19 protein-coding genes are annotated in these 17,429 nt (G+C 69.0%); 4 read left to right on the top strand and 15 right to left on the bottom strand.

The features are described 5' to 3' along the window. Positions 1-3: 3 nt before the first annotated feature. Together LQV16_RS10580 and LQV16_RS10575 are read right to left on the bottom strand one after the other, a co-directional pair. Positions 4-555 carry a DUF4395 domain-containing protein gene (locus tag LQV16_RS10580; protein ID WP_229993845.1) on the bottom strand — a complete coding sequence of 184 codons (552 nt, stop codon included), beginning with the start codon at positions 553-555 and terminating at the stop codon, positions 4-6. A 123-nt stretch (positions 556-678) separates the two neighbouring features. Beyond that, a complete protein-coding gene (locus LQV16_RS10575) occupies positions 679-1,695 on the bottom strand; it encodes an exonuclease domain-containing protein (protein WP_229993844.1) in 1,017 nt (338 codons plus the stop codon). Positions 1,696-1,797: 102 nt separating this feature from the next. Between LQV16_RS10575 and LQV16_RS10570 the strand changes: the two genes are divergently transcribed. Beyond that, positions 1,798-2,565 (top strand): VTT domain-containing protein, encoded by a 768-nt coding sequence (locus LQV16_RS10570; RefSeq protein ID WP_229993871.1) that lies wholly within the window; start codon positions 1,798-1,800, stop codon positions 2,563-2,565. A gap of 119 nt (positions 2,566-2,684) precedes the next feature. Here LQV16_RS10570 and rdgB read toward each other — a convergent pair whose 3' ends face one another. From rdgB to clpS, 6 genes are all read right to left on the bottom strand, one after another. Beyond that, positions 2,685-3,362, bottom strand: coding sequence for an RdgB/HAM1 family non-canonical purine NTP pyrophosphatase (gene rdgB, locus LQV16_RS10565; RefSeq protein WP_229993843.1), 678 nt, complete (start codon positions 3,360-3,362; stop codon positions 2,685-2,687). Next, positions 3,359-4,117 (bottom strand): ribonuclease PH, encoded by a 759-nt coding sequence (rph, locus tag LQV16_RS10560; protein WP_090581458.1) that lies wholly within the window; start codon positions 4,115-4,117, stop codon positions 3,359-3,361. Before rph ends, rdgB begins: the two co-directional genes overlap by 4 nt. Before the next feature lie 78 nt (positions 4,118-4,195). Next, entirely contained in the window at positions 4,196-4,993 is a 798-nt protein-coding gene (locus LQV16_RS10555) for an MBL fold metallo-hydrolase (RefSeq protein ID WP_229993842.1), read from the bottom strand. Then, positions 4,990-6,066, bottom strand: coding sequence for a glutamate racemase (gene murI, locus LQV16_RS10550; RefSeq protein ID WP_229993870.1), 1,077 nt, complete (start codon positions 6,064-6,066; stop codon positions 4,990-4,992). The genes LQV16_RS10555 and murI overlap by 4 nt, the downstream gene beginning before the upstream one ends. A gap of 46 nt (positions 6,067-6,112) precedes the next feature. Beyond that, a complete protein-coding gene (locus LQV16_RS10545; protein WP_229993841.1) occupies positions 6,113-6,679 on the bottom strand; it encodes a DUF2017 domain-containing protein in 567 nt (188 codons plus the stop codon). Then, positions 6,672-7,037 carry an ATP-dependent Clp protease adapter ClpS gene (gene clpS, locus LQV16_RS10540; RefSeq protein ID WP_091559570.1) on the bottom strand — a complete coding sequence of 122 codons (366 nt, stop codon included), beginning with the start codon at positions 7,035-7,037 and terminating at the stop codon, positions 6,672-6,674. The genes LQV16_RS10545 and clpS overlap by 8 nt, the downstream gene beginning before the upstream one ends. Before the next feature lie 37 nt (positions 7,038-7,074). On the opposite strand from clpS, the gene LQV16_RS10535 reads away from it, so the two are divergent. From LQV16_RS10535 to LQV16_RS10525, 3 genes are all read left to right on the top strand, one after another. Then, entirely contained in the window at positions 7,075-8,403 is a 1,329-nt protein-coding gene (locus tag LQV16_RS10535) for a nicotinate phosphoribosyltransferase (RefSeq protein ID WP_229993840.1), read from the top strand. Continuing rightward, on the top strand, positions 8,404-9,063 hold the full coding sequence (locus LQV16_RS10530) for an isochorismatase family protein (protein ID WP_229993839.1): 660 nt from the start codon (positions 8,404-8,406) through the stop codon (positions 9,061-9,063). Between the two features lie 84 nt (positions 9,064-9,147). Then, positions 9,148-9,495: a hypothetical protein gene (locus tag LQV16_RS10525; RefSeq protein ID WP_229993838.1), complete on the top strand. Its 348-nt coding sequence runs from the start codon at positions 9,148-9,150 to the stop codon at positions 9,493-9,495. Between the two features lie 133 nt (positions 9,496-9,628). Here the strand turns inward: LQV16_RS10525 and LQV16_RS10520 are convergent, their stop codons facing one another. From LQV16_RS10520 to LQV16_RS10490, 7 genes are all read right to left on the bottom strand, one after another. Continuing rightward, positions 9,629-11,416 carry a DEAD/DEAH box helicase gene (locus LQV16_RS10520; RefSeq protein ID WP_229993837.1) on the bottom strand — a complete coding sequence of 596 codons (1,788 nt, stop codon included), beginning with the start codon at positions 11,414-11,416 and terminating at the stop codon, positions 9,629-9,631. A 249-nt stretch (positions 11,417-11,665) separates the two neighbouring features. Next, complete coding sequence (locus LQV16_RS10515; RefSeq protein ID WP_229993836.1) at positions 11,666-11,992, bottom strand: DUF3039 domain-containing protein; 327 nt, start codon at positions 11,990-11,992, stop codon at positions 11,666-11,668. A gap of 51 nt (positions 11,993-12,043) precedes the next feature. Then, positions 12,044-12,826 carry a glucosamine-6-phosphate deaminase gene (gene nagB, locus LQV16_RS10510; RefSeq protein ID WP_229993835.1) on the bottom strand — a complete coding sequence of 261 codons (783 nt, stop codon included), beginning with the start codon at positions 12,824-12,826 and terminating at the stop codon, positions 12,044-12,046. A 60-nt stretch (positions 12,827-12,886) separates the two neighbouring features. Beyond that, the gene (locus LQV16_RS10505) at positions 12,887-14,458 is read right to left on the bottom strand and encodes a transporter (protein WP_229993834.1); all 1,572 of its coding nucleotides are present in this window, start codon (positions 14,456-14,458) and stop codon (positions 12,887-12,889) included. Next, positions 14,440-15,237 (bottom strand): ABC transporter ATP-binding protein, encoded by a 798-nt coding sequence (locus LQV16_RS10500; RefSeq protein ID WP_229993833.1) that lies wholly within the window; start codon positions 15,235-15,237, stop codon positions 14,440-14,442. Before LQV16_RS10500 ends, LQV16_RS10505 begins: the two co-directional genes overlap by 19 nt. An 89-nt stretch (positions 15,238-15,326) precedes the next feature. After that, a complete protein-coding gene (locus tag LQV16_RS10495) occupies positions 15,327-16,427 on the bottom strand; it encodes an NADH:flavin oxidoreductase/NADH oxidase (RefSeq protein WP_229993832.1) in 1,101 nt (366 codons plus the stop codon). Next, positions 16,427-17,429, bottom strand: a 1,003-nt coding sequence (locus LQV16_RS10490) for a tetratricopeptide repeat protein (protein ID WP_229993831.1), incomplete at its 5' end; no start/stop codon positions are given. The genes LQV16_RS10495 and LQV16_RS10490, both read right to left, overlap by 1 nt.

Genomic DNA, 17,429 nt, shown 5'->3' with positions numbered 1-17,429 from the left:
GATCTAGGCGCCGCGGAGCGAGATGTTGTTGCAGGCTTCGCAGACATCCGCGGGGATGAGCCCGCGGCGCTGCAGGAAGCCGAAAATGGTGCAGCCGAGGCAGAAGCCGGCAAACGCTTCAAGGGACGCGGCGGCTATCAGCACGGCGAGCAGGACCCACGCCGCAGGCGCGAGGCCCGCAGCCAGCAGCAATGCGGCCGCCGTCGACACGGCGGCACCGATGCCCTGGGCGAATCGCTTTGGCGGACCGGGAACAAGGCGGGTCCGCCCGAGCCAAGGCGTCAGGACCTTGACCGAGAGCTGGGCCAGGGGCGAGATCCGGGGGCCGAACAGCACGCGCAGCCAGAACCCGGCCGCGATGATGGCTAGCCCCCAGCCGAAACCGGTCAGCAGGGTCACCGCGGAAAGCGCCACCACCAGGGCGGCGGTGATCCGGGCTGCGTATTCGTTCACCGGGTTTGGGAACGCGGACACCCTTCGCCAGTCAATGCCGCGGGTCGACGGGACCGATGTCGACGGCACTGCGGGGGCCTGCGCATCCGTGGGTTTGCTCATCCGCCAAGGCTACGAGCGGGCGCGCCGTGGCGGGAATGATTGTTGCGCCATGTGACTGCTTGCTCGGGCAGGGCCGCTCCAGGCAGGACCACTCCAGGCAGGACCAGTTCAGGCGGGACCGGTTCAGGCAGGTGCTGCGGCCAGGTGACCGCCGACCATCTGGAGGAATTCCCCCTCGGACAAGACCTCGATCCGCTGCCCGCGTTCGTGCAGTTCCAGGACGCGGCGCGCCTTGCCGGTGAGCCGGCCCGAGCGCAGGTCCGCGGCCACAAAGCCGTCACCCACCACCAGGACGGTGGTGCGGGCCGTGACCCGGCTTTCAGGTCTGGCGCCGAGTTCGGCGGAGCGGACCTTGGCAACGGGCCGGGGAATCGCCAGTTCGCCGGTGAACACGACGGTCTGGCCGAACAGCGGATGGTCGGGGCTGGCGGCGGCGTTGGGCACCGGGTTGGGGCCTTCCTCCGGCCACCCGGCCACGAACCGGCGGCCAACAGGCGACCCGGCAGTCCCCTGCGCGAGCGCATCCAATGCGGCCAGGGTGGCCTTGGACAGCGGGTCGTGCCGGGGGTCGAACGCGGGCTGGTGCGACACCGCCATTCCCAGCGACAGATAGAGTTCCGCGATGCTCGCCGCCCCGTTGCGGGCGGCGATGTCGATCAGGATGCCGGCACAGGCACGGGCGTCCTCGGCGGCGTCGTGGTGGTTGACCAGCGGGACGCCGGCTTCCTCGGCGGCGTAGGGCAGGGAATTGGACACCAGGGAGTAGCAGCGCCGGGACAACATCACCGTGCAGACGTAGTCGTAGGCGGGTCCGGCCAGCCCGGACACCTCCAGGCCGGAGCGGATCACGCCGAGATCGAACGCTGCATTGTGGGCCGCCAGCACGTCACCGCCGATGAACGCGCCGATCTCCGGGAACAGTTCCCCGAACCGCGGCAGTCCCGCCACCTGGTCCGGCCGGATGCCGTGGATCCGGACGTTGTGGTGATCGAAGGTGTCATGGTTTTCCGGTGGCCGCATGAGCCAGGAGGCTTCCTCGACGACGACGCCGCCGCGGACCTTGCTCAGGCCAACAGCGCACGGCGAACCGCGAAAGCCGTTCGCGGTCTCAAAGTCGATCGCCGTAAAGTCCAAAGTCACGGCCCAACTTTACCGCCTGCGGGCGGCGGCCCCCGCACCGGGAACGGGCCCCGGGTCCGGCCGGCGGCCGTCAAGTACCCTTAACGGGTGAACGTAATAGCAATGAGCGACCTCGCCGTGTCCGCCCTTGGCGGTGCCGGCCCCGTCCAGCCGCAGCTGGCCTCCTTCCTGCCCGACTGGCTCAACCCGCAGGTTTTCCTGGCGAATCCGGCCTTCGCGCCGTGGGTGGTCCTCCTTATCTGCGGCATCATCTTCGCCGAAACCGGGCTGTTGATCGGCTTCTTCCTGCCCGGGGACTCCATGCTGTTCACGGCCGGGCTGCTTGTGGCCACCGGCACCATCCAGGTCAACATCTGGGTCCTGACCGCGCTCATCATCGTCGCCGCGATTGTCGGCAACCAGGTGGGCTACCTGATTGGGTCCAAGGCGGGTCCTGCCCTGTTCAACAGGCCCAACTCCAAGCTGTTCAAGCGTGAAAACGTGGATAGCGCGCATGCCTTCTTCGAAAAGCACGGCGGCAAGGCCCTGATCCTGGCCCGGTTCGTCCCGATCATCCGCACCTTCGTCCCGGTGATCGTGGGCGTCGCGCAGATGAGCAAGCGCAAATTCTTCACCTACAACGTGATCGGCGCGGTGCTGTGGGGCGGCGGCGTCACGCTCCTCGGCTACCTGCTCGGGGACAAGGTGCCGTGGGTCAAGGACAACCTGGACATCATCTTCATCGCCATCGTGCTGGTCTCCGTGATCCCGATCGCCATTGAGGTCATCCGGGGTGCCATCGCCAAGCGGCAGGCCGAGAAGTACGGCACGGACGTCGTGGAAGAGTTCATCGAAGAGCACGAGCCGGAAGAAGAGCGCCGGACCCCGTAGCCCAGGACTTAGCGCAGTGCCGCAGTAAGCGCAGCTGTGGACACCGCAGTAAACAAGGAAGGCGCCCCACCGTGGGGCGCCTTCCTTCGTTCTGCGCCTGGCGTGGCCACTCCAGCCGGCTACTTCCCGGCCAGGGCCTCGACGATGGCCGGGAGGAGCGCCCGGAACGCATGGCCCCGGTGGCTGATGGCGTTCTTCTCCTCGGAACTGAGCTCGGCGCAGCTGCGGTCCAGCCCGCTCGGCTGCAGGACGGGGTCGTAGCCGAAGCCGCCCTCCCCGCGCGGCTCCCGCAAGATAGTCCCTTCGAGCTGCCCGTACTCCACGACCTCCCGGCCGCCGTCGGGCGAGGACCCGGGCGCCGCGAGCGCCGCGGCACAGACAAACGCGGCACCGCGGTACTCATCCGGCACGTCGGCCAGCTGGGCGAGCAGCAACTGCAGGTTCGCGGCGTCGTCGCCGTGCCGGCCGGACCAGCGGGCCGAGAAGACCCCGGGCGCGCCGCCAAGCACGTCCACGGAAAGTCCGGAGTCGTCGGCGATCGCCACGAGTCCCGTGGCCTCGGCCACGGCCCGCGCCTTCAGCAGCGAGTTTTCGGCGAAGGTTACGCCGGTCTCGGCGACGTCGGGGGCGCCGACGGCGCCAGCGTCCACCACCTGCGTGTCGACGTCGAGCCCGGGCACCTGGCCGCGCAGCAGCTCGCGGAGTTCCCGGAGCTTTCCTTTGTTATGGGTGGCGAGGACGAGCCTCGGGGCCGGGCCGTCAGCTGCCGGCCGGTCCGCGGAGGGAGTCTCCGTCACGGGGCCTCCGCCAGGGTGTCGCGCTGGATGGCGGCGAGCTGCTCGGTGCCCAGCAGCGCCAGGTCCAGCAGCTTGTTCAGCTCGTCGCGGTCGAAGGGCGCGCCCTCGGCGGTGCCCTGGACTTCCACGAACTTTCCGGAGCCGGTCACCACGACGTTCATGTCGGTCTCGGCGCGCACGTCTTCGACGTAGGGCAGGTCGAGCATCGGGACGCCGTCGATGATGCCGACGGACACCGCGGCGATCGTGTCGATGAGGGGCTCGGCGTTGCGGGCGATCATCTTCTTCTCGCGGGCGAACCGGATGGCGTCCGCCAGTGCCACGTACGCGCCGGTGATGGCCGCGGTGCGGGTGCCGCCGTCGGCCTGCAGAACATCGCAGTCCAGCACGATCGTGATCTCGCCGAGGGCCTTGGTGTCGATGATGGAGCGCAGCGAGCGGCCGATCAGCCGGGAGATCTCGTGGGTGCGGCCGCCGATTTTGCCTTTGACGGACTCACGGTCGGACCGGGTGTTCGTGGCCCGGGGCAGCATGGCGTATTCGGCGGTGACCCAGCCGCGGCCCTCGCCCTTGAGCCAGCGCGGCACGCCTTCGGTCAGGGAGGCCGTGCACAGGACCCGGGTGTTGCCGAACTCGATCAGGGCCGAACCCTCGGCCTGCTTGGACCAGCCGCGCGTGATGCTGATCGGACGCAGCTGGTCGGGAGTACGGCCGTCGGCGCGGATGACGGGGACACTGGGAGCTTGGGAAGTCATGCCTTTAGCTTATCGACTCACCCGGTCCCGCCCGCGCCGGCGGTTGGCACGGGAGGCCAGTGCAGGCTTCAACGCCCGCTAGACGGTGTAGTGCACACCCGCAACGGCGACGGCCACGTCCTTGCCGAAGACGTCCTTGGCCTCGGCCATGACGGTCGTGGGGGACGTCCAGACGGGAATGTGCGTCAGCAGCAGTCGGCGCGCCCCGGCGGCGACGGCGGCCTCCCCCGCCCGCTTGCCGGTCAGGTGCACGTCCTTGATCTCGTCGTCGCGGCCTTCCTCGAACGCCGCCTCACAAAGGAAGAGGTCGGCGTCGCGGGCGGCGTCCTCCAGGCCCGCGCAGGAGTCCGTGTCACCGGAGTAGCTCAGGACGCGGGTCACGGGCGTGCCGTCCGTGGCAGGTTCGGTGACCTCCACGCGGAGGGCGTAGGCCTCCTCGACCGGATGGTTCACCGCATAGGGCGTCACCGTGAACGGGCCGACGGTTACGGGCTTGCGCTCGGACCAGTTGCTGAAGTCGAACTCCTCGTGCATGCCCGGATCCAGGTCCAGGCCGTACGCCGTGGCCATCCGGTCGGCCGTGGCGGCAGGCCCCCACACCGGAATCCTGCCCCGTCCCCAGCCGCCCGGCTTCCAGCGCACGGCGACGTGGAGCCCGCACAGGTCCATGCAGTGGTCCGGGTGCAGGTGCGTGAGGAAGATCGCGTCAATGTCCTCCAGGTCCGTGTAGCGCTGGATGGCGCCGAGCGCCCCGCTGCCGAGGTCCAGGACGATCTTCCAGTTCCGCTCGCCGTCGTTGGCGGTCAGCAGATAGCACGACGCCGGCGAGCCCGGCCCCGGGAAGGACCCGGTACAGCCCACGATGGTCAGCTTCACAGCAGTGTTCCCCCGCCTGCGGATCCGCCCACAAAGTTGGAGATTCGCGGCCGTCCCGTGACGGCCTGGGCGGCGGCGATCATCTCGGGGGTGATCCGGGCGAGGCTGCCGGTGGGGTACTGCGCCGCGACGTGGTCCACGTGGCGCACGCTAAGGACCTCGGGGCCGAGGAAGCGCCGGGCGAGGTGCTCGAACTGCGCGGCGTCGCCGGTGGCGATGAAATTGTGCTCGGGAGCCGTGGCGTCAGTGCGCTCGAGGCCCCGGGAGGCCAAAGCCCGGTAGACGTCCTTGGCCGTTTCCTCGGCGCTGGAAACCAGGGTGACGTCCTCGCCCAGGACGAACGAGATCACACCGGTGAGCAGCGGGTAGTGGGTGCAGCCGAGCACCACGGTGTCCACCCCGGCGGCCCTGAGCGGTGCCAGGTACTCGCGGGCGACGGCAAGCAGTTCCGGTCCCGTGGTGATTCCGGCCTCCACGTACGGTACGAACGCCGGGCAGGCCACCGACGTGATCTCCAGGTCCGGGGCCGCGGCAAAGGTGTCCTCGTAGGCGCGGGAGCCCACCGTGGCCGAGGTCCCGATCACGCCCACCCGGCCCGTGCGGGTTGCCGCGACGGCGCGCCGCACGGCTGGCTGGATCACTTCGATCACGGGAATCCCGTACCGGGCGGTGTAGCGTTCGCGGGCATCGCGCAGCACGGCGGCGGACGCGGAGTTGCAGGCGATGGTCAGCAGCTTCACGCCGGAATCCACGAGCTCGTCCATAACGCCGAGGGCGTTTGCCCGGACTTCGGCGATGGGAAGGGGCCCGTAGGGCCCGTGCGCGGTGTCCCCGACATAGAGGATGGATTCGTTAGGCAGCTGGTCGATGATCGACCGGGCCACCGTGAGGCCGCCGACGCCGGAGTCGAAGACGCCAATGGGGCGCGACCCCAGCTCTGATGCCGGTTCGGGGCCCGTGGGGCCGGTTGCGGTGCTGCTCGCTGGGGAGTCCGCAGCAGCCACTGCCGGATCCATACTCGATGCTGAAGTCATGATTATTCGAGGATAGGGCTTCCCCCCGGGGGCGGCCATCACATTGTGGCGTGCAACTCGTGTCTCATGGGTCACACGCCCGCGCTCAGCGCCGGGCATCGAGCGAGTGCACCATGGCCTGGACCAGCGACTCCTGCAGCCACGTGGTGAAGTTGTACACGAGGGCCAGGTAGCTTTCCACGTCCTCGGCCTGGGCCCAGTCCTGCATGAGGTGGACGTTGTCCGCGTCGGCGTCGTCACGGATGTCGAGGCGTTCGGCCAGCACCAGCCGGACATCGTTGAGCGCGGTGGCCCAGTGCCGGGCGTCGTCCGGGGTCAGGACGAGGTCGTCCCGGTCCAGGCTCAGGGCGGCCGCCTTCAGCGCGCCGATCTTGTTTTCGCGCAGCGACCGCTCGGTGTAGCGGCGGAACTCAAGGGAGGCGTCGTCGTCGTTCTTCATCACGTTCGGCAGCAGCCGCCGCATGGCGCGGTCCGAGGGTTCGCGGGCCTCGGTGTCCAGGCCCACCAGGGCGGCCAGCGGGTCCTCGTTGGCGCGCACCTCGGGTTCAAGCATGGAGATCACGTCGTCAAAAAGGCTGCGCAGCAGTTCCCGCTCGGCCGGCTCAAGATAGCCCTTGATGCCCTTGAGCCCGTACTTGAATGCCTTAGCCACGTTTTCCCTTGCCTTTGCCGGAGCCGCCCGCGTTGCCGCCCGTGGCTTTTTCCACCGTCGCCCAGAGGCCGTAGCCATGCATGGCGACGGCGTGCTGCTCCACCTGTTCCTTGCTGCCGTGCGCCACGATCGAGCGGCCCTTCTTGTGGACCTCCATCATGAGCTTGTTGGCCTTGGCCTCCGAGTAGCCGAAATAGCTGCGGAACACGTAGCTCACGTAGCTCATCAGGTTCACGGGATCGTTCCAGATCACGAGGTTCCAGGGGATGTCCGGGGCGGTCAGCACGTCGCCGGACGTCACTGTTCCGGTCTGGGTGCTCTCCCGTGTGTCGGGGCCGAGCGCAACGCTGAGGGTCATCTGTCCATTCTATGGGGATGCACACTAGAGTGAATTTGTGAGTACCTCCGCTGGCTGGGACCGTCCCCGCACGTCCCTGTACACCGACCATTACGAGCTGACCATGCTGCAGGGTGCTCTGCAGTCCGGCGCAGCCCACCGGAAATCGGTCTTCGAGGCCTTTGCCCGGAGGCTGCCGGACGGGCGCCGCTACGGGATCGTGGCAGGCACGGGCCGGCTGCTGGAGGGGATCGCGAACTTCCGCTTCGGCGAGCCTGAACTGGACTACCTGCGCCGGACCAAGGTGGTCAACGACCAGACCCTGGAGTACCTGGCCGATTACAGCTTTTCCGGCGACATCTGGGGCTACCCGGAGGGTGAGGCGTACTTCCCGAACTCCCCCGTGCTGATCGTGGAGTCCACGTTCGCCGAGGCCTGCATCCTTGAGACGTACCTGCTCTCCGTGCTCAACCATGACTGCGCGATCGCCTCGGCCGCCTCCCGGATGATCTCCGCGGCCGGAACCCGTCCGTGCATCGAGATGGGGTCCCGCCGGACGCACGAGGAATCGGCGGCCGCCGCCGCCCGCGCCGCGGTCATTGCCGGGTTCGACAGCACCTCCAATCTGGAGGCCGGATTGCGCTACGGGCTGAAGACGGTGGGCACGGCCGCCCATTCCTTCACCCTCCTCCATGACACCGAGCGTGAGGCCTTCGAGGCCCAGATTGCCGCCTTCGGGCCGGACACTTCCCTCCTGGTGGACACGTACGACGTCGAAACGGCCGTCCGCACCGCCGTCGACCTCGCCGGGGACAAGCTGGGCGCCGTCCGGCTGGACTCCGGCGACCTCGTGGCCCAGGCCCAGTGGGTCCGGCAACTGCTCGACGAACTCGGCAACGACCACACCAAGATCGTGGTGACCTCAGACCTCGACGAATTCGCCATCGCGGCGCTGGCGTCCGCTCCGGTGGACTCCTACGGCGTGGGCACCTCGCTGGTGACCGGTTCCGGTGCACCGACGGCGAGCATGGTGTACAAGCTCGTCAGCCGCACCGACGACGACGGCGATTTCATCTCCGTCGCCAAAGCCGCCAAGAACAAGGCCAGCAAGGGCGGCCGGAAGTACGCGCTGCGCAAGCTCAACGAGCGCGGGACCGCCACCGCTGAAATCGTCGGCGTAGGCCATCACCCGGAGGACGACGGCAACGACCGTCCGCTGCTGGAGCACTTCGTCAAGAACGGCGAGCTCCTGCCCGGGTGGACCGGCCCCGAGGGGGTCCAGCGCGCACGCCGGCGCCACGCGGAGACCATGCGGGAGCTTCCCGCGGTGGTCAACCGGCTGCAGCGCGGCGAGGCGGCAATCCCCACCATCTACGAGGAGGACTAAATGTCCCGCGCCCTGATCATCGTTGACGTCCAAAACGACTTCTGTGAGGGAGGTGCCCTGCCCGTCCCCGGCGGGGCGAACCTCGCCGGGGAGATCAGCGAGTACGTTGACGCACACCATGGCCAGTTTGACCACGTCGTGGCCACCCAGGACTGGCACATCGAACCCGGTGCGCATTTCTCGGAGGAACCTGATTTCGTGGACAGCTGGCCGCCGCACTGCGTGGCCGGCACCCGCGGGGCCGACCTGCATCCCGATCTCGATCCCGAACACATCCAGGCGTACTTCCGCAAAGGCCAGTTCGCCGCGGCATACTCCGGCTTCGAAGGGCTCCTGGCCCCCGAGGACGACGTCCCCACCGGGGACCGCAAGCCTGGTGCCATGCCTGTTTCCGGCACCGGCACCGACACCGACGAAGCATTGAGTCCCTTCGCCGTTGGCGACGATGCGATCGGTCTGGATGACTGGCTGCAGAGCCACGACGTTGAGGACATCGTGGTGGTGGGGATCGCCACGGACTACTGCGTCAAGGCGACCGCCCTGGATGCCGTCCAGGCCGGCTATTCCGTCACGGTGCTGCGCGGTTTGACGGTCGGAATCGGAGAAGACCTGGACGACGCCGTGGCCGAGATGGAGCTCGGCGGCGTCGATGTCCTCTGAGCCCGCCGCCGCAGTAGACTCGAAATCCTTGCCCTATCGCCAGTCTTGCCATAATGACCGACCCGTAGAACCCCGGAGTACACCATGAAGAAAACCCTGACCGTTCTGATTGCCGCCGGAGCGCTGCTCGGCGCGGCCGGCTGCTCGGCCACGCCGCAGCTGACCAACGAGGAAACCTGCGCCCGGGTCAAGACCGTGGTCTCCGCCCAGTCGGCCACGTCGGACAAGGCCGGCATGACCAGAGTTGCCAACCAGCTGCGGCCCATCAAGGCGGCGGCCTCCGAGGACCTGCGGGCACCGCTGCAGACCATCATCGAATACTTTGACGAGTCGGCCAAGCCCGCCCCGGACACCGCCAAGCTCGAGGAAATGAAGGCCGACTACACCGCGGCAGGCCAGACCTACGGCCAGGTCTGCGGCACCGGCCAGTAACGATAGCCCAGTAGCCGAATCGCGCTAAACCGAGCAGGGTAAACAGTAGGGGGACCAGGCCATCGGCCTGGTCCCCCTGCTGTTGCCCTCTGCTTTTGCCTCTTGCTTGTGTGCCGCTGTCTTTTTATTGCGGCTACTTCCGGCCGATGAACCAGTCCTGGAGCTTGCGCAGCCGGGTCTGCAGCTGCTCCTCGTTGGCCTGCGCGACGGCCGGGCCGCCGCAGACGGTGCGGAGTTTTGTGTGGATGACCCCGTGCGGGGTCCCGGTGCGGGCTGACCAGGCCGCGACGTTTTTGGCCAGCTCGGTGCGCAGGTCCATGAGCATCCGGTGGTCCGGCACGGCCGGGGTTGCCGCGGGTAGGGCGTCAGCCTGCGGGGAGCGCTTGTTCTTCCGGTTCAGCTGTTCGTGCTGGCGCTGGCGCAACAGCGTGCCGACCTGTTCAGCGTCGAGCAGGCCGGGGATTCCGAGGAAGTCGAGCTCGTCCTCCGAGCCCACCTCGCCGCCGGTGCCGAACTCGCCGCCGTCGAAGAGGACGCGGTCAAAGGACGCCTGGGAGTCGAGGGCCTCGAACTTGCCCTTCATCAGGGAGTCAGAGGCCTTCTCCTCGCGGTTCGCCTCGTCCATGAGGGAGTCCTCAGGATTGAAGAGGCCGTCGCTGTCTTCCTTCTCCGGGCGGTCCAGGGCGTGGTCGCGTTCGGCCTCCATCGAGTTGGCCAGCGCCATCAGCTGCGGCACCGAGGGCAGGAAGACCGACGCCGTCTCGCCGCGCTTGCGGGCACGCACGAAGCGCCCCACGGCCTGGGCGAAGAACAGCGGAGTGGAGGTCGAGGTGGCATAGACGCCGACCGACAGCCGCGGCACGTCCACGCCTTCGGAAACCATCCGGACGGCCACCATCCAGCGCTTCTCGCTGGCGGTGAATTCCTCGATTTTGCTGGAGGCCTTGGCGTCGTCGGAGAGGATGACGGTGGGCGATTCGCCGGTGATCTTCTTCAACTGGCCGGCGTAGGCGCGGGCGTCCTCGTGGTCGGTGGCAATGACCAGGCCGCCGGCATCCGGGACGCTGCGCCGGACTTCGCTGAGACGTTTGTCCGCGCCGGCAAGGACGGCGGGGATCCATTCGCCGGCCGGGTTCAGCGCGGTGCGCCAGGCCTGCGAGGTGATGTCCTTCGTGACGGCGGATTCTCCAAGCGAGGCCGCCATTTCGTCCCCGGCGCTCGTGCGCCAGCGCATTTGGCCGGAGTACGCCATGAACATGACCGGGCGGACCACATGGTCGCGCAGCGCCTTGCCGTAACCGTAGGTGTAGTCGGCCTTGGAGCGGCGGATCCCGTCGCGGTCCTCGGCATACTCCACGAACGGGATCGGCGAGGTATCGGAACGGAACGGGGTACCGGTCAGGGACAGCCGGCGGGCCGCGGGGTCGAACGCCTCGCGCAGGCCGTCGCCCCAGGACAGCGCCTCGCCGCCGTGGTGGATTTCGTCCAGGATCACCAGCGTGCGGGCGGCCTCGGTCTTGGCGCGGTGCAGCATGGGCTTACTGGCCACCTGGGCGTAGGTCACTGCGACGCCGATGAACCCGCGGCCATGCTGGCCGTCGGCGTTCTTGAAGTTCGGGTCGATCGCGATGCCCACCCGCGCCGCGGCGTCGGCCCACTGGCGCTTCAGGTGGTCAGTGGGCGCCACGATGGTCACGCGGTTGACCACACCGGAATCGATGAGCATGGACGCCACGCGCAGGGCGAACGTGGTCTTACCTGCGCCGGGGGTTGCCACAGCAAGGAAATCCTTGGGATGGATGCTGAAGTAGCTGTCCAGCGCCTCCTGCTGCCAGGCGCGCAGCTTGGGGGCGGTGCCCCAGGCAGCCCGCTCGGGATAGGCGGGGGGAAGCGTGGGTCCGCCGAAAAGTGTCTCTGTCATTGAGGCGCCCTCCAACCGCGCATGGCTGCAGCCGACGGAGAAACCCAATTAAGCACAAAAACACCAATCTTTTTCGGATGGACCCGGCGGAATCCCGCACAGGGAAGTACCCGGACAGCATGGACCGGCAAGCAGGAAGACAGCAGAGCAACAGAGCAGGAAATCGGGGCGCAAAGGCACGCCAGCATGAAGAAACGCCGTCAGGGACGGCTAACGGAACCTGCTTGTTCCGTTTTTGCCGTACTGCCGCTACTTGTCGCCGGAGCCCTTGCCGCCGTCGTTCCCGGGGCGCAGGCCCTCGTAGACTTCCTTGCATTCAGGGCACACGGGGAACTTCTGGGGGTCCCGGCCCGGTGTCCAGACCTTGCCGCAGAGCGCGATGACCGGGTCACCGGTCAGCGCGGATTCCATGATCTTTTCCTTGCGCACGTAGTGCGAGAAGCGCTCCCGGTCACCGGGCTCAACTTCCTGGCGCAGTTCCTCGCGCTCGATCGTGGCCGTAGACGTCCCGGCTCCGGAGAGCTCGCGCATCGGATCGTTTTCGAGAGGATCGGTCATGCTAGTCATGACACCCATCTTAGCCGGTGGAAGTCCGCCGCCGGACCTGCGGGATGCCGGCGTCGGGGCCTAAAGGCCCTGCCAGGCAGGTTTGTGGTCGTAGCTGTGGCGGTAGTAGTCCGCCAGCCGCAGCGACGACGCCGCCGCCTCGTCCAGGAGGACGGTGGCGTGCGGGTGCAGCTGCAGTACGGAGGCCGCACAGATGGCGGCGACGGGGCCCTCCGCGAGATCCCGGACGGCCTGGGCCTTTTGCGCACCGGTGGCGACCAGGATGACGTGGCGGGCATCCAGGATGGTGCCCAGGCCCTGGGTCAGGACGTGGTGCGGCACGGCGGCCAGGCTGCCGAAAAACCGTGCGTTGTCCCGGCGTGTCTGCTCGATCAGGGTCTTGATCCGGGTCCGGGACGCCAGCGACGAGCCCGGTTCATTGAACCCGATGTGGCCGTCCGTTCCGACGCCGAGGAGCTGCAGGTCCACTCCCCCGGCGGCGCGGATGGCGTCTTCATACTCCTGGCAGGCTGCCGGGATGTCCGCCGCGGCGCCGTCGGGCACGTGGACGTTGGCCGGGCTGATGTTCACGCGGGCGGTGAACTCGCGCGCGATCACCTCCCGGTAGGACTCCGGGTGGCCGGCGGGCAGTCCCACGTACTCATCCAGGGCGAAGGCGCGGACCTGGCTGAAGTCCAGGCCGTCGCGCTCGTGCCGTAGGGCCAGCTCGCCGTAGATCGGCAGCGGCGAGGAACCGGTTGCCAGGCCCAGCACGGCGTCGGGCTTGCGGCGAAGAAGGGCCTCCACCGCGTCCGCCGCAAGCGACGCGATCTGCTTGCTTCCGGGAAGGATGACAACTTCCATGATCCTGCCTTTACCTGGCTTACCTGGCGTTCGAGTCCGGGCACTCCCAGCATGCACCCGTCAGCGGTTGACGGCCAGTTGTGCCAGCAGCTCCGGCCCCCGCCGGTCCAGCCATGCTCCGCCGGCCCGCACGCCGGTGGCGAAAAGCGCGAGGCCCAGCACGGGTCCGAGGACAAGCGTGATCCAGCCCGGCACGGGGCTGCCGGTGATGTACTGTGCGGCCACGAGTGCCACTTCGGGCGCCACAAGTACCATCAGCACGGCCATGCCGCCGAACTGCACGGCGAGGGTCTGGGCCACGTTGCCCGGCGGTTTCTTGAACGGGCTGTCTCCCGGCAGCGGGACGCTCACGGTGTAGCGCGCCGAGATCACCGAGGCCAGGCCCAGACCGCTGAAGAGGACGCCGAGCGAGAGGCCAAGGACTGCAGGCAGCTTGTCCCAGTCGCCGGTGAAGAAGAACGGTCCGACACTGAAGATGAGGACCACGGGCAGCGCGAAGCTCAGGCACGCCAGCGCCCGGCCGAGGCGGTCGTCGGCGCCGCGCACACCGGTGGCCACGTGCAGGGCGAACGCGGTGCTGTCATAGGAGACGTCCGAGGAAATGGACCAGGCCAGAAGGAAGGCCGTCAGCGGCCCGACGAACTGGAACGGGCCGTAGAACCCGCTCTGGCTGCCTTGGAACAGGAACAGCACGGGCAGCAGCGGAACCACCACCAGCGCGCCGGCATAGCGGGGATCCCGCAGCCAGTAGTACAGGGACCTCGCGGCGACGGCGGCGGCCGGTGTCGCCGGGAGCAGCCTGAACAGGCCCGCGCCGCCGGTCCGCCGCTTGGCGGTCCCGGCGTAGGGCGGGGTCACCAGGGCACGCTGCAGCAGGACCTTCCACGCCAGGGCCAGGCCCGCCAGTGTGGCCAGGGCGATGAGGAATTTCACGGCCGCGGCCGCGTAGTTGCCGGCGGCGAGGTCGCCGCCGAGCGCGAAGGCCGCCCCGGCCGGCGTCCAGGACAGTGTCCGGGCCAGGCTGGTCAGGAAATCGCCCGAACCCGCGATTCCCCTCGCGATGCCCGCCACGATGGGGCCTGTGAGCACGAGCGGGATGAGGAAGGCGACGGCGCTGATGTCCTTGAAGCGCCGGGAGCTTGCCAGGCCGGCGGTGGCCGTGGTCACGACCTTGGAGAGCACGACGCAGCTCAGCACGCCCAGCACGGCACCCACCAGGGCGCCGGACGCGGCCGGCAGGCTGCGGGACCAGGTGCCCACCGTGGCGAGGGCAACCAGCGAGGTTGCCAGGCCCGGAATGCCGATCAGGCCGCCCAGCGCCAGCCCTGCCAGCAGCTGCGGCATGGGCACGGCGAAGGTGGTGAAGCGGGCAGGGTCCAGGGTCATGTCCGCGGCGGAGACCGCGACCGGAACGATGGCCCAGCCCAGCAGGGCCGTCGCGCCGCCCAGGACCACCACGGTCTGCGCGAGCTCGATCTCCTGGCCGCGCAGGACGAACAGCCCGCCCGCAAGCAGAACCACGATTCCCAGGGCATACAGGGTGCCGATCCCGAGGCCCACAAGCTGCCACGGGCTGCGCCGGACGCTGTTGCGCAGCAGGGTCAGCTTGAGCCTCAGAAGGTGCGCAACCATTCCAGCCCTTCCGTATGGTTCCGGCCGCCCACGAGCTGCACGAAGCGGTCCTCGAGGCTGGCCCCGGCGCGGACTTCCTCCACGGTGCCGGCGGCGAGGACCCGGCCGCCGGCGACGACGGCGACGTGGTCGCACATGCGCTGGACCAGGTCCATGACGTGGCTGGAGACGATGACTGTGCCGCCCGAGGCAACGTAGCGGTCCAGGATGTCGCGGATGTTCGCCGCGGAGATCGGATCCACCGATTCGAACGGCTCGTCGAGGACCAGGAGCCGTGGTGCGTGGATCAGCGCCGAGGCCAGCGCGATCTTCTTGGTCATGCCGGCGGAGTAGTCCACCACCAGCGTGCCGGCGTCATTGCCCAGGTCCAGCGCTGCGAGCAGTTCCGCCACCCGCGACGCCACCATCTCCCGGTCCATCCCGCGCAGCAGGCCGGCGTAGGTGACCAGCTGCTCGCCGCTGAGGCGGTCGAACAGCCGGACGCCGTCGGGCAGGATCCCCATCAGCTTCTTGGCCTCCAGCGGATGCTGCCAGACGTCGACGCCGTGGACCAGCGCGGTGCCGAAATCGGGGCGCAGCAGGCCCGTCGCCATGGACAAGGTGGTGGTCTTGCCGGCGCCGTTGGGGCCGACCACCCCGTAGAAGGATCCGGCCGGGACGTCCAGGCTGATGCCGTCGACGGCGATCTTGTCGCCGAAGCGCTTGGCGAGGCCGCGCAGGGACAGGGCAGGAACCGGCGGCGAGGACGGGCCGGGCGGCACCGGGGGCTGGAATGTCATGACGCCAGACTAACGCTCCGCCGGCGCGAAAAGGATCGTCCGCAAGGCGTAGGTTTCCGCCCGCGCGAACCGCCTCCGCCACCGGCGGTCTAAAACAAATGCCGGGGTATGGCCCGCTCGTACTGCGGCGGCCACGCAAGGTCATGGCCGAGCTCGAACGCGGCGCGCAGCCACCAGTGCGGGTCCCGCAGCGCGGCACGGGCTATGAACACGCCGTCGGCCTGGCCGGTGGCCACCGCGTGCTCGGCCTGCCCGGCTGAGGTCAAAAGTCCCACCGTGCCGGTCCTGACCCCGGCTTCGCGCCGGATCCGGGCGGAGAACCCGGTCTGGTACCCGGGGCCCACGGGAATCTGCTGGTGGGCAACGGCCCCGCCGCTGGAAACGTCCACAAGGTCCACTCCGCGCTCCGCAGCGGCGCTGGCCATCCGGACCGAGGCCTCGGCCTCGATCCCGCCCGGCGCCCAGTCCGAGGCAGAGATCCGCAGCAACAGCGGCATGGAGTCGGGGATGACCGCGCGGACAGCGTCCACCACAGCGAGCGTCAGCCTGTTCCGGCCCGTCTCGTCCCCGCCCCAGCGGTCCGTGCGGTCGTTGATCAGTGGGCTCTGGAACTGGTGCAGCAGGTAGCCGTGGGCGCCATGGATTTCGATCGTGTCGAACCCGGCGTCGACGGCCCGCACGGCGGCAGCGGCGAAGTCGGCGATCACGCCGTCGATCTGCGCTTCCGTCATCGCCGAGGGCGGCGCGTAACCGTCGAACGCGCCGGTACCGGGACCCACAGTGTCCCAGCCGCCCTCGGAGGCCGGCACACTGCCCTTCTTGCCGGAGAACGGCCAGTAGGACGACGCCTTCCGGCCGGCGTGCGCCAGCTGGGTGCCGATCTTGGTCTCAGCGGTGCCGTGGCGGTGCACGAAGGACGTGATGCGTTCCCAGGCCGCGGCCTGGTGGTCGTTGTAGAGGCCGGCGTCGCGGGGGCTGATCCTGCCCGCGGCGTTCACGGAGTTGGCCTCGGTGAGGATGAGGGCCGCTCCCCCGGTGGCAAAGGAGCCCAGGTGCATGAGGTGCCAGTCGGTGGGCACCCCCTCGCCCGTGCCGGGCTCGCAGCTGTACTGGCACATCGGGGACACCCAGCCGCGGTGCTGCAGCCGCAGGGACCTCAGCTCCAGCGGCGCGAAGAGTGCCGATCCCACTAGAACAGCACCCGGGCCAGTCCCTGGCGGGCCTTGGCGACACGCTCGTCACCGGTGCCGACGACGTCGAAGAGTTCCAGCAGCCGGACGCGGGCGGTCTCCCGTTCCGGGCCGAAGTTCCGGCCAATGAACGTCACGATCCGGCCGAGGCCGTCCTCGATGTGGCCGCCGGCGATATCCAAGTCCGCAACGCCGAGCTGGGCCTCGAGGTTGTCCGGCTCGTCGGCGGCGAGCCGGCGGAGGGCATCTGCCTCGGGCCCCGTGAAGGTCTGCAGGCGCGCCATGAGTTCCACCTGCGCCAGGCCCGCCTTGGCCTCGGCGTCGGCCGGCATCTCGTTCAGGGCCTGCCGGTAGGCGGCAGCCGCGGCAGCGTAGTCGCCGGCCTCGATCGCGTCGAACGCTGCCTGGTGCAGCGGCGGCAGCGGCGGGGCCTCCGGTTCCCCGCCGCCGGGACCGCCGGTGCCAATCTGTCCGGTCACGCCGTTGGCGGCCGCGACCTTGAGGAGTTCGTCGAACAGGCTGCGTACCTGCTGTTCGTCCGCGCCGCCCTGGAAGAGCGGAACGGGCTGGCCCTTCACGACCGCGACGGCGGTCGGCACGGCCTGGACCTGGAAGGCCTGGGCAAGTTCCGGGAAGACGTCGATGTCCGCGGCCCCGAGGACCAGCCGGCCATCGTAGCTCTCGACGATGTCTTCGAGGACCTCCACCAGCTGGCCGGAGCCTGGCGAGTAGGAGGCCCAGAGGGCGATCACCACTGGCACCTGGGCCGAGAGCTCCACGAGCTCCTGGAAGTTGCCCTCGGTCACGTCCACGCGCAGCGGGCGGCCGGAGTGGTCGGCGGCGCCGGCTGCCGGTGCGGGGCCTGCGGCAGAACCGGCCGGGCCGGCGGCCGCAGGACCGGGCGCGGCCGGTGCCGGAGAGGCCGGCGCCTGCCGCTGTTTCAAGGCGGAGAGATCGACGGCGCCGCGCAGGTTCAGCGGGCTGGCGGCAACGGGCGGGACC

Origin of the sequence: Arthrobacter sp. Bi26, from assembly GCF_918697925.1 — a bacterium.
Taxonomy (GTDB): domain Bacteria; phylum Actinomycetota; class Actinomycetes; order Actinomycetales; family Micrococcaceae; genus Arthrobacter.
The sequence above is the reverse complement of the archived record's forward strand: the minus strand, read 5'-3'. Positions and strand labels throughout refer to the sequence as shown.

Excerpts from the sequence above, each read along its gene's own strand:
- LQV16_RS10570 (WP_229993871.1), top strand. The coding sequence starts at position 1,798 with ATGAGCGACCTCGCCGTGTCCGCCCTTGGCGGTGCCGGCCCCGTCCAG.
- LQV16_RS10505 (WP_229993834.1), bottom strand. The coding sequence starts at position 14,458 with ATGGTTGCGCACCTTCTGAGGCTCAAGCTGACCCTGCTGCGCAACAGC.
- LQV16_RS10515 (WP_229993836.1), bottom strand. The coding sequence starts at position 11,992 with ATGGGTGTCATGACTAGCATGACCGATCCTCTCGAAAACGATCCGATG.
- LQV16_RS10530 (WP_229993839.1), top strand. The coding sequence starts at position 8,404 with ATGTCCCGCGCCCTGATCATCGTTGACGTCCAAAACGACTTCTGTGAG.
- LQV16_RS10520 (WP_229993837.1), bottom strand. The coding sequence starts at position 11,416 with ATGACAGAGACACTTTTCGGCGGACCCACGCTTCCCCCCGCCTATCCC.
- clpS (WP_091559570.1), bottom strand. The coding sequence starts at position 7,037 with ATGACCCTCAGCGTTGCGCTCGGCCCCGACACACGGGAGAGCACCCAG.
- LQV16_RS10525 (WP_229993838.1), top strand. The coding sequence starts at position 9,148 with ATGAAGAAAACCCTGACCGTTCTGATTGCCGCCGGAGCGCTGCTCGGC.
- LQV16_RS10500 (WP_229993833.1), bottom strand. The coding sequence starts at position 15,237 with ATGACATTCCAGCCCCCGGTGCCGCCCGGCCCGTCCTCGCCGCCGGTT.
- nagB (WP_229993835.1), bottom strand. The coding sequence starts at position 12,826 with ATGGAAGTTGTCATCCTTCCCGGAAGCAAGCAGATCGCGTCGCTTGCG.
- rph (WP_090581458.1), bottom strand. The coding sequence starts at position 4,117 with ATGACTTCCCAAGCTCCCAGTGTCCCCGTCATCCGCGCCGACGGCCGT.
- murI (WP_229993870.1), bottom strand. The coding sequence starts at position 6,066 with ATGGCCGCCCCCGGGGGGAAGCCCTATCCTCGAATAATCATGACTTCA.
- LQV16_RS10580 (WP_229993845.1), bottom strand. The coding sequence starts at position 555 with ATGAGCAAACCCACGGATGCGCAGGCCCCCGCAGTGCCGTCGACATCG.